This window comes from Pseudoalteromonas sp. S1608 (assembly GCF_005887265.1).
GTDB lineage: Bacteria > Pseudomonadota > Gammaproteobacteria > Enterobacterales > Alteromonadaceae > Pseudoalteromonas > Pseudoalteromonas undina.
In genome coordinates this window covers 1-247 of sequence record NZ_PNDK01000093.1, presented here as the reverse complement: position 1 = coordinate 247, position 247 = coordinate 1, and the positions used below count along the sequence as shown (strand labels likewise).

Here is a 247-nt window from a genome sequence, read left to right as displayed (position 1 = left end):
TTTCTAATAATTAGTTTTTAATTCGCCCTGGTATGATACTTAAAACTGAACTAGAGCTTAGCAGCTATCAAGCTCTAATGGTGCCTGAAAAAGCAATTATTCCTCTGCTAGATAAACATTATGTTTTTCAATTTGAAGATGGCATAGCTTATCGCATAGAGGTACTTGTTGCATGTAGAAACAATGGCTGGGTTGCAATAGACAAGGGGTTAAAGAACGGCCAGCAGTTTGTTACCGAGGGAATAAT

General features: G+C 37.2%; 1 pseudogene. It reads left to right on the top strand.

Features of this window, described 5'->3' with window-relative positions:
• Positions 1-17: 17 nt before the first annotated feature.
• Positions 18-247, top strand: a pseudogene (locus CWB75_RS18820) (efflux RND transporter periplasmic adaptor subunit); the annotation flags it as partial.